At 60.7% G+C, this 9,275-nt stretch carries 6 protein-coding genes; 2 read left to right on the forward strand and 4 right to left on the reverse strand.

Translation table 11 applies throughout. The features are described from left to right. From VGY55_04580 to VGY55_04595, 4 genes are all read right to left on the reverse strand, one after another. A partial coding sequence (locus tag VGY55_04580; protein HEV2969244.1) for a 5'-3' exonuclease H3TH domain-containing protein occupies positions 1–932 on the reverse strand: 932 nt, incomplete at its 3' end. Between the two features lie 185 nt (positions 933–1,117). Then, positions 1,118–1,495, reverse strand: a complete 378-nt coding sequence (locus VGY55_04585) for a hypothetical protein (protein ID HEV2969245.1) — start codon at positions 1,493–1,495, stop codon at positions 1,118–1,120. A gap of 20 nt (positions 1,496–1,515) precedes the next feature. Further along, entirely contained in the window at positions 1,516–2,652 is a 1,137-nt protein-coding gene (gene tgt, locus VGY55_04590) for a tRNA guanosine(34) transglycosylase Tgt (protein HEV2969246.1), read from the reverse strand. After that, the gene (locus tag VGY55_04595) at positions 2,649–5,267 is read right to left on the reverse strand and encodes a hypothetical protein (GenBank protein HEV2969247.1); all 2,619 of its coding nucleotides are present in this window, start codon (positions 5,265–5,267) and stop codon (positions 2,649–2,651) included. Before VGY55_04595 ends, tgt begins: the two co-directional genes overlap by 4 nt. Positions 5,268–5,658: 391 nt before the next feature. On the opposite strand from VGY55_04595, the gene VGY55_04600 reads away from it, so the two are divergent. Continuing rightward, on the forward strand, positions 5,659–7,269 hold the full coding sequence (locus VGY55_04600; protein ID HEV2969248.1) for a twin-arginine translocation signal domain-containing protein: 1,611 nt from the start codon (positions 5,659–5,661) through the stop codon (positions 7,267–7,269). 1,308 nt (positions 7,270–8,577) lie between these two features. Next, complete coding sequence (locus VGY55_04605) at positions 8,578–9,117, forward strand: hypothetical protein (GenBank protein HEV2969249.1); 540 nt, start codon at positions 8,578–8,580, stop codon at positions 9,115–9,117. Positions 9,118–9,275: the final 158 nt, after the last annotated feature.

Below are 9,275 nucleotides of genomic sequence, written 5' to 3' on the forward strand. Positions count from 1 at the left end.
CGGCTCAAGAACGCTTGCTCGCGGCCCAGCAGAAGATTGTCGCGCCGCTTGCCACCAGCAACTTCGTCGATTCGAGCATAGAGGTCTTCCAGCGTGCCGAATTTCTGCAACAGTTCGCGGGCCATCTTCGGCCCGATCAGCGGCACACCGGGGATGTTGTCCACCGGATCGCCGACCAGCGCTTGATAGTCAACGACCTGTTCCGGCCGAACGCCCCAATCCTCGGCCAAGGCCGCGGCGTCGAACATCTGATTCTTCCGCACGTTGAACATCTTCACGCGCTCGCCGAGCAATTGCCGGCAATCCTTGTCGCCGGTGACGACGATGCACTCCCCGCCTCTCTCGGCCGTGATGCGAGCGACGGTCGCCAAAACGTCGTCGGCTTCGTAACCGGGCACACCGAGCACCGGCACATCGAGCGCAGCGAGCATCCGCTCGATGGCCGGAATCTGCGGCACCAAATCGGCCGGCATCTCCGTGCGATGCTCCTTGTAACCGGCAAACATCTCGTGGCGAAACGTCGGGCCGTGCATGTCGAAAGCGCAAAACAGATAGTCCGGCTTCTTTTGCTCCAATAGAAACATGATGTCGCGGGCAAAACCGAACACCGCTCCCACCGGCTCGCCTCGCGGGCTAGTCATCTCCGGCAGGGCGTGGAACACCTGGAAGATCAGCGAATGCGAATCGACGACGTAGACCGTCTTGCCGCGCAGGCTCTTGGGGGGCGAAGTTTCTTTCTGAGGCGACGCTCCGTTTTCGGCAACCGGCTCGATCGCAGTTAGCGCTGCAACATCGGCGACTGAGGACGCCAGCGTTTCAGGGAGCGGATCGATGGATGTCGCGTTGGCCGCGCGATTTGAGACATCCGCCTTTTCGGCCGGTGTCTCCGGATCGAGCCCCGGCAAACGGGTTTGACGACTGCGTGCGGGCATTGGCGAAGGAGGGATGAACCAGAGATGAAACTTCGACGGAGCGGCTTTACCGGTCGTTAGCGGCAAGCCAAAAATGCCGCTCGGGATCCTAGCGCCGTGGCCGTCAAACTGTCAAGCGGACCGGTTGTGTGGAAGTGTGTCTTAAAACTGTGTGCAGTCCGGGAGGGCCCGAGGTGCGGAGCGCCCTATGGACTTGGTGGTGCGCTAGGGACAGGCCGTTGCGTTACTCGCCGCCAAAGTTCCTGGATGCCGCTTGCCGGTCGCCTCATTATCGTAGCTTCCGGGAAAGCGCTCTTGTATCGAGCGATCTCGTCATCAGAGGCCGACTTGTCGATGGACAGCCCCAGATAATACTTGTCCCCGAGCCACCTGCGAAACAAAGGGATTCTCTTCAGTGAATCCCCGGTCACAGAATCGACGCCCGGCGCAGCGGCCATCACGTCACGTTTCTTGACAATCTCGACCTGCCGACCGATGTAGCCGCAGAGCATTGCCAGCAGCGTCGCAACGATCAGCAGCGTCCGCAGGCTGAATTGGAAGCGGCGACGTGGAAGGGCGATCATTCCAAACAGTATACCAGATTTCAAATCTCAGATTCTGCTTCGCCCGCTGACCAGCCGCGGAGTTTTTCGGCGGCGAACTCTGTAAATCTATCGCCGACGATCGCCTCGCGCGCGGCGGCCAGCAAACGCTGATAATAGGTCAAATTGTGAGCTGTCAACAGGATTGGGCCGAGCATCTCGTGGACCATGAACAGATGCCGCAAATATCCTCTGCTATGGCGGCAGGCGGGGCAGGGACAGCCTTCCTCCAGCGGGCGCGGATCGACGGCATAACATTGGTTCCGCAGGCGAATGCTGCCGGCATCGGTGAACGCCATCCCGTTGCGGCCGTTGCGGGTGGGGAGAACGCAATCGAACAGATCGATCCCCCGACGGATCGCCTCCAACAGATCCTGCGGCCGGCCGACCCCCATCAAATAGCGCGGCCGATCGGCCAGCAAGGCGGAGACGGTCTCATCCAGAACGCGAACCATCTCCTCGGGCGTTTCGCCGACGCTCAGGCCGCCGACGGCGTATCCGGGGAAACCCATCGCGGCGAGCCGCTCTGCGCAAGCGATCCGCAGCGCAGAATCAAGTCCCCCTTGAACGATTGCAAACTGAGCCTGATCGGCACGACGATGGGCCGCCTGCGACCGAGCAGCCCACCGCACGGTGCGCTCAGTGGCATCGCGAATCGCCGCCGCTTCGTTCGGCAGCGCCACGACGTGGTCGAGCACCATCGCCACGTCACTCCCCAGCGACTCTTGGATTTCGACGGCCCGCTCGGGAGTCAATTGCACAAGATTGCCGTCGAGATGCGAGCGAAACGTGGCCCCTTCCTCAGCGATTTTCACAATTGCGGCAAGACTGAAGAGTTGAAATCCGCCGCTATCGGTGAGGATTGGCCCACCCCATCCCATAAAGCGATGCAGGCCGCCAAGCTGCTCGACGATCCGCTCGCCGGGCCGCAGTGCGAGATGATAAGTATTGGCCAGCACCATTTGAGCGCCGGTCGCACGCACCTGCTCGACCGTCAGCCCCTTGACCGTCGCCTGCGTCCCAACCGGCATGAAGGCGGGCAACTCCACCGGGCCGTGCGGAGTGAAAAACGTGCCACGCCGCGCCTGACAATCCTTGGCGGCATGCACGAGCCGATATGAGAAATCGCGCGGAGTCATCGTGCCAGTCGCACTACGATATAGGGCGTCGTCTGATTCAGGTCGGGATAAATCCGGCCGTGCCCTTGGTTGTCCATGACTTCGAACAGATACATGAAATCCCATTTCGGCGAGACATCCTCCGCGGGGACGGTCGCTTGAAAATGGCCCGCGGCATCCGTGGGGAGCATCGGCAGAGTCCGGTAGTCCTCGAACTGCGTGACGCTGCGGTAGCGGAGGCGGACCCACTTGATGCCCGAGGGGGCATGGGCTTCGGCCGTGATCGTGAGCGGCTTGCCGGCTTCGGCTGAAGTGATGGGCTCGTGAATTACCGTCGGCATTTCGGCCGGCTCAGCGGCCTGATAACGAGGGGCCGGTTTTGAGCCTGTTCGAGAACCGCCTGCGGACAGGGGGACATTCCCCTTTTGTTCTGACTCACCCTCACCCCGGCCCTCTCCCGTCAAGGCAGAGGGAGAAATCGAGGACAGTCCCCGGCGGTTCTCGGCCTCGCGCCGCTCTTGTTCCAGGGCGAGCAGACCTTTTTCGAGACCCGCTAGTTCGGACTTCCAGTGGCCGGAAAGGTTCCGGTTGCGGGTGCCCATCATCAGATCGTCGGCATAAACGTCTCCCGCGACGGTCACAAGTTGCCGCCAAGCCTCGATGGCGCTGCGCTCGTTTGCGATGGCGTCGTCCAGCGCGGCAACATCTTTGGTCCGGACATACAAGCGGTAACTGACGGCCGCGGGAATCCTGCGCGAGTGGTAAAGCGCCAAGTTAGCGAGGATCTTCAGATCCACGACGGTCGAATCGAACTCCTTGCCGCGGTGGTCGCCGATCCGCTTTTCTGCCTCGGCCACTTGGGCGGCGACCGTCTCGGCCGCGTGCGCGAACCAGCGGCTGGTTTCCTGAGGGCGGACCTTGGCGGTTTCGCCCCCTTCGATCAGCCGCTGCGCCTCCTCGTCGAAATTCTCGAATTGCTGTACGTCGCTCCCCTCGGCCTTGGCGAAACTCGGCAGAGTTCCGAAGCTCTGCTTCTCCGCCCAGCCCACGGTCATGGGAAAAGCGCGATACGGATAGCTCGAGGCGACGATTCTTGGCAGAATCCAGCTCGCCTGGTGCAGGCCCTGTTCCAGAAACGGCGCCGCCTCCTTGCCGAAACGCCTTTCGAATTCCCGATCCCAAACTTCGGCCGGCGTGTCGGGGTTGTAACCTAGGCGACCAAAGACCTGGAAGAAATGCCAGTACCGCTCGAATTCATAGTCGTAATAGCGGTAGGGCACTTTGAGCAGATCGAACGGCTTCATGTCGTGCGGCTGGCCTTCCATCTTCGTGGCCAGCGGCTCGTTGACTTCAAAGCCATCGCCGTCGTAGAGGTGGGTGCTCTCGACAAACCGCCGCGCGTATTCCGGATCGCCCCACAGCAGAATCCGCGCGGTGCCGCCGTTCCACAGCCGCCAATGCACCTTGTACTGCTGCGGATATCGGAGCAGATCGGCGTAACCATGCCGGCGGTTGTGCTGATCCGGCGGATTGACGTGCGTGGGATGGAATGGCAGGCCCATCTGTTCCATCCAATACTTGGTCGTGATCCGCAGCTTCACCCCCGAGTCCAGCCCGGTCTGAATAACCGAATCGGGCAGCCCTTTCGCCCGCAGGTCGAGCCGCAGGTTCGGGGCCTCGTGCTTGATCATCTTAAAGACGCCTCGCCAAAAAGCATCCTGCTCGCCGCGCTTCAAGCCGGATTCGTCGTGCATGCGAAATTGAATGGCATCGAGGTTTGGGACCACGCGGATGAACTTGGCCAGCGCCGCCTTGGTGTACGGAAGCAAGTTGTCGCCGCTCAGGCCCCACACCAGGCCGGGCGTCGGCTTGCCGGCCGCTTCATCGGCGCCGGGCACGCCGCCCCCTTGAACCCCGCCACGATAGATGTGGTCCCAGATGCCGATGGTGAAATCCAACCCACGGTCGTGGGCCATCTGAATCAGGCGGTTGAGTGCCGCGAGGTTGCGCTCTTGCTCGGCGGCGCTGATCCCCACCATGCGCACGTCCGAGAAACCGTCGACATCGAAAAAGTACGGATAACATGGCGCGAGGAAACCGCCGTTTTCATAGCCGAAGATCACCACGAGCGAATTGAAGCGGTTTCGGGCCAACGTATCGAGATAGCGGGCCCAGTAGGCTTCGTCGTAAAAGCGGCTTTCCCAATAGGCGCGGTTCATCGTGTAAATGGAAACCGCCCGCGTCGTCACGGCCGGCTTTTCTGCGGCTTCGCGCAGTTCGCTAAGCGGTGCGGCGCGATCGGTGCTCCAGCCGATCCGATCGGCGACGTCCAACTCACCGTACATCAATCCCCGCAGGTCCGACCCGGCGATCACCCAGCACGGTTTGTTCCGGTATTCGGACTTGCAGATGACAATCGCTTCCGGCCCTTGCAGTAGCGGCTTCTTCGCGGCCTTGAGCAACTTCGCCGCTGCACCGTCGCCGTTGGCGAGCCCCGCGACGATCGAGAACTTTCCGCGCGCCGCTTCAAGCGAATCGACTTTTTCAGAAGGAATGCCCTTTTTGCCGAGCGCGGCCAGAATCTTGCCGGCGCCGTGCGCGGCCGCACGCGCCGCGCCGTCCGTCACCACGGACACGACAGGTTCGTCGTCCGCGGAACAATATGAGACGACGAAGCACATTGCGAACAGCGCGCTGAGTGGCAGAGCCTTTCGCCGGATAGTAGTCGCCAATCTCATTCGAGGTTTCATCCGATGTTTTCGTCTGCGGCGAGATGGAATCGATCCTGGGTGGAGCTTCAGAGCTACATTGATACCTTGGGTGCCATGCTCACGGCTCGGCGTCGGCATGGACGGTGTTGGCACATGGCCACTCAGAGCAGTGGCCATGCCACCCGCCACCCGCCGGATTTGAAGCCCAACTGACTCAGACTGCCCGCTATCTTACCAACGCGGATTTGCCGGCGACAGCGTTTCAGATTTGACAGGGCCGTCGTCGATCGGGAAAATGCGGCGATCAGGAGTTCTCATGGATCCGCGTGATTCCGCCGCGACCGTCCCCCGCCGCGATTTTCTCAAAGGCGCCGCTGCGGTGGCGGCGGCCGCCACGGTTTCGTCCGCCTCCGCCGAGCAAAGCCCTGCGAAGCCGAGCAAGACCATCGGCATTCAGGTCGGCGCCGTTTCCTTTGTCGACGAAGGGGTCGATCAGGTTCTCGATATTCTCCAAGAGCGCGGCCACGTCAACACGATCTACCTGGCCACGTTCACCTACGGCCGCGGCATCGCTGGCCGGCAAGTGCCGGGCCAACCGCTGCCAGATCACGGCAAGCAGCAATACGACCAGGACACATTCCACGGCGGCAACTACGCCACTCCCCATGCCGCGTTTTACGAGAAGACCGCGCTCAAGCAAACCAAGGCCCCGGATTTCGGCGACTACGACGTTCTCGCTGAAGTCCTGCCGAAGGCCAAGCAGCGCGGGCTGCGAGTGTACTGCTGGTATGAAGACGTTTTTCGCACGGACATCGCGGGAGTCCAGCCTCTGCGGGAGATCGACCTCCAGGGTCGCCCGACCGCCACGCTCTGCACGCTAAATCCCGATTACAAAAACTTCATCGCCGGGATGACGGCCGACTTCTGCAAGTCGTACGATATCGACGGCGTCATGTGGGGCTCGGAGCGCCAAGGACCGCTCAACAACGCCATCGGCGCCTCGCACGCCGGCCGGGCCGACCCGAATCGCGTAACCTGCTTCTGCGAACACCATCAGAAAGCGGCTCGAGTTCGCGGCATCGACGTGCCGCGGGCCATGGAAGGCTATAAGAAACTGGCGCAATTCGTCACCGCCGCGCAAGCCGGCAATCGTCCGTCCGACGGCTATTTCGTCACCTTCTGGCGGCTGCTGGTCGAGTATCCCGAGTTGATCGCTTGGGAAAAACTCTGGACCGACGGGCAGCACGCGATCTACCAGGATGTGTACGACACCGCGAAGAAGAGCAAACCCGCTGCCCAGGTCGGCTTCCATATCTGGCACGCTAACTCCTTCGCCCCTTTCTTCCGCGCCGAGCAAGATTACGCGAAGATGGCCACCTATGCCGACGAACTCAAGATCGTCGCCTACAACCTCTGCGGCGGCCCGCGCTACGCCGGCGCGATCGAAAGCGTTCACAACACCGTCTTTCGCGATCTATCGCGCGAAGAAGTCTTCAGCTTCTTCAACCGCATCCTCAGCTACGAGCACGAGAGGCCGCTCGCGGACCTTCCCACGACCGGCCTCTCCGCCGACTACGTCGCCCGCGAAACGCGGCGCGCCGTCGAAGGCGTCGAGAACCGTCGGGTGGAACATCCGCCGTGGCGGGGACTGTCCCCTTTTGTGGAGTCCGCGAAACAAAAGGGGTCTGTCCCCCTCTCCGCGGACGGTTCTCGGATAGGCTCCAAGTGCAAGATTCTCCCCGGCATCGACATCGACATCCCGACCGCCCGCGACCAGAAAAAGACGACGCCCCAGGACGTCTACGACTCGACGACCGCCGCCCTCAAGTCCGGCGCCTCGGGCGTGATCTTCTCCCGCAAATACTCGGAAATGCGCCTCGACAACCTCTCCGCCGGCGGGCGGGCGGTGAAAGAGTTTCTAGGGTAGGCCACTGCCGTGCCTCGCGCAGGAATTGGCACCGGAAAAGGCGACAAGTGCAATAATCGCTGGCGGGAAGTAAAGCCGGAATTATCCCCTTTCCTGCGTCAATCCAAACGTGGCTTTGGGCTCGCACACACGGAGGCGGAGCAGTGAACAGCTACTGAATTGCACTAAACAACTGCTCGGCCCAGGTCGCATCGCAAAGCGGCCGGTGGAAATGGCGATGAGGTTGCTGCGGATTGGATGTTCGCAAACATTGGCGCTCTCCGATTCCGAATATAAGCGCGCGGATTCGTTTGGACCGAACGTCCGTTCTCCAAGTCTCTCCTGATTGGCCTTTGTCATGGGTTGCCACATGCGGAGGGTCGCGGGCAATGATGGACTGCGATTTTGAGAAGATGACGTAGTTGTCAGTAATGGGAGCGGGCGAATTCCTCACAGTAAGCGGATTTCCGTCTTGGTGTTCAATGCCCGCGACAACGATTTCTTCCTTGGAAAAGGATTTGTCGTTTCGCTTGCAGATTCTCCAGAGCCAATCCTTGTGCCATTTTGGTTTTCGCAAACATGGTTCAAAGTGCTCCCAGCCTCGATCTAGCGGACGAATCAAAAGATTCAAGTAACTGCGGAAAACTGACTCCACTTGACAAGCGAAGATTTCCTGCTGTGATATCTTTCGCTCAACGCGACACGCCGCCGCAAACCTGTATCGCGTAGTCGGCGAGCCATCCCTTTCCGCTGCGAAAAAGATCATCCAATCGTCTGGCCGGATCTTGCAACGAACATCAGGCCGGCACACGCCCCAAGTCACAGGGGCTTTGTGATACCGGGCTGAAAAAAAGGCCGGATCATCGCCAATGTCGTAAGGGAATTCGTCTGCATGTATCGAATCGTAGAAACTCGCGGCGGTGGGATCGGCGTCGGATTCGAGGCGGTCGCGCTGATCGGGAACGATGTAGGCACCAGCAAACAATTCGGACATTTTTTAGTTCCAGTGGCTCACGATTCGAGCAGGGCTGATGCGTCACCACGAACGGCTTGACAGAACAGCCGCCCCTGTCAAAGCGAACAACAATATCGACATCCTAAGGTGTCACCGGCCGTCTGTACACGAGCGTCGGAAATTGCGGATGCCGACCGCGAGGCGGCAAGTGGTGAGCATTTATTGTCCCGTAGGCACCTGACATTGGAATTATTTCGCCTCGCCGCCCGCATTGTTCATATTTCGTCGGTCGCTGAAGTTCGAGTGCGCGTCGTCGGCTATACTGCAGTGATCGGCGGCTGTGGCTCGGGTCCAACGGTCGCCTTGGACAACCCATGACTACGTTGCAGCTTCACGTATTCAACGCTTTGTACCTCGCCCTCTTGGTCGTTGTCGCCTTCTTCACGCGGGCGACGGCGCGGCGGATCGCGGGGGCGTTGGTCGGCGGGGCCGTCTTTGGTGTGGTGTGCTTGGGAATCATTGCCCTGGGCGAGAAAGTCGGCTGGTGGCACTTTACAATCACCTGGAAGCCCTACTTTCTGACGCTCATGCTCCTCGGTTTCGCTATCTCGTGCGCTCCCGTCTACCTCGTGACCTGGCGGCTGGCCCGCCGGTTCGGCTGGCGCGGGCTGGCGGTGTTCGCCGTCTTCGCGGCGCTCATCGGCCCGCCGCGCGATAATTGGTACATGGCGAAGTTCCCGGAATGGGGCGCCTATGGGCCCGGGATCGCGCCCATCCTGGCGATCGCCGCGACCTATGCCATCATGGTGCTCCTGGGGCATTCGGTGATGCGCATGGTCGCCGGTCCCGCCCGAGGATCCCCATTGGCTCGGATTGTTCACCACAGAGCCACAGAGGACACAGCGAAAACTTAACAGGTTAATGAGTTGCGACGACCTTTCGACCCGGCAAACGCGGACATACTGTATTGTGCCCCCGTCTCTGTATTACAAATGCGTAAAAACGTGTTTTTTGACGACAAGTTTTGAACAGGAGGAAACAGAGGAATCGGCGACTCTCACTCCGTTCTCTC

Source organism: Pirellulales bacterium, from assembly GCA_035939775.1.
GTDB lineage: Bacteria > Planctomycetota > Planctomycetia > Pirellulales > DATAWG01 > DASZFO01.

Bases quoted from the DNA above. Each gene is read 5' to 3' on its own strand.
- VGY55_04585 (HEV2969245.1), bottom strand. From the start codon at position 1,495: ATGATCGCCCTTCCACGTCGCCGCTTCCAATTCAGCCTGCGGACGCTG.
- tgt (HEV2969246.1), bottom strand. From the start codon at position 2,652: ATGACTCCGCGCGATTTCTCATATCGGCTCGTGCATGCCGCCAAGGAT.
- VGY55_04600 (HEV2969248.1), top strand. From the start codon at position 5,659: ATGGATCCGCGTGATTCCGCCGCGACCGTCCCCCGCCGCGATTTTCTC.
- VGY55_04605 (HEV2969249.1), top strand. From the start codon at position 8,578: ATGACTACGTTGCAGCTTCACGTATTCAACGCTTTGTACCTCGCCCTC.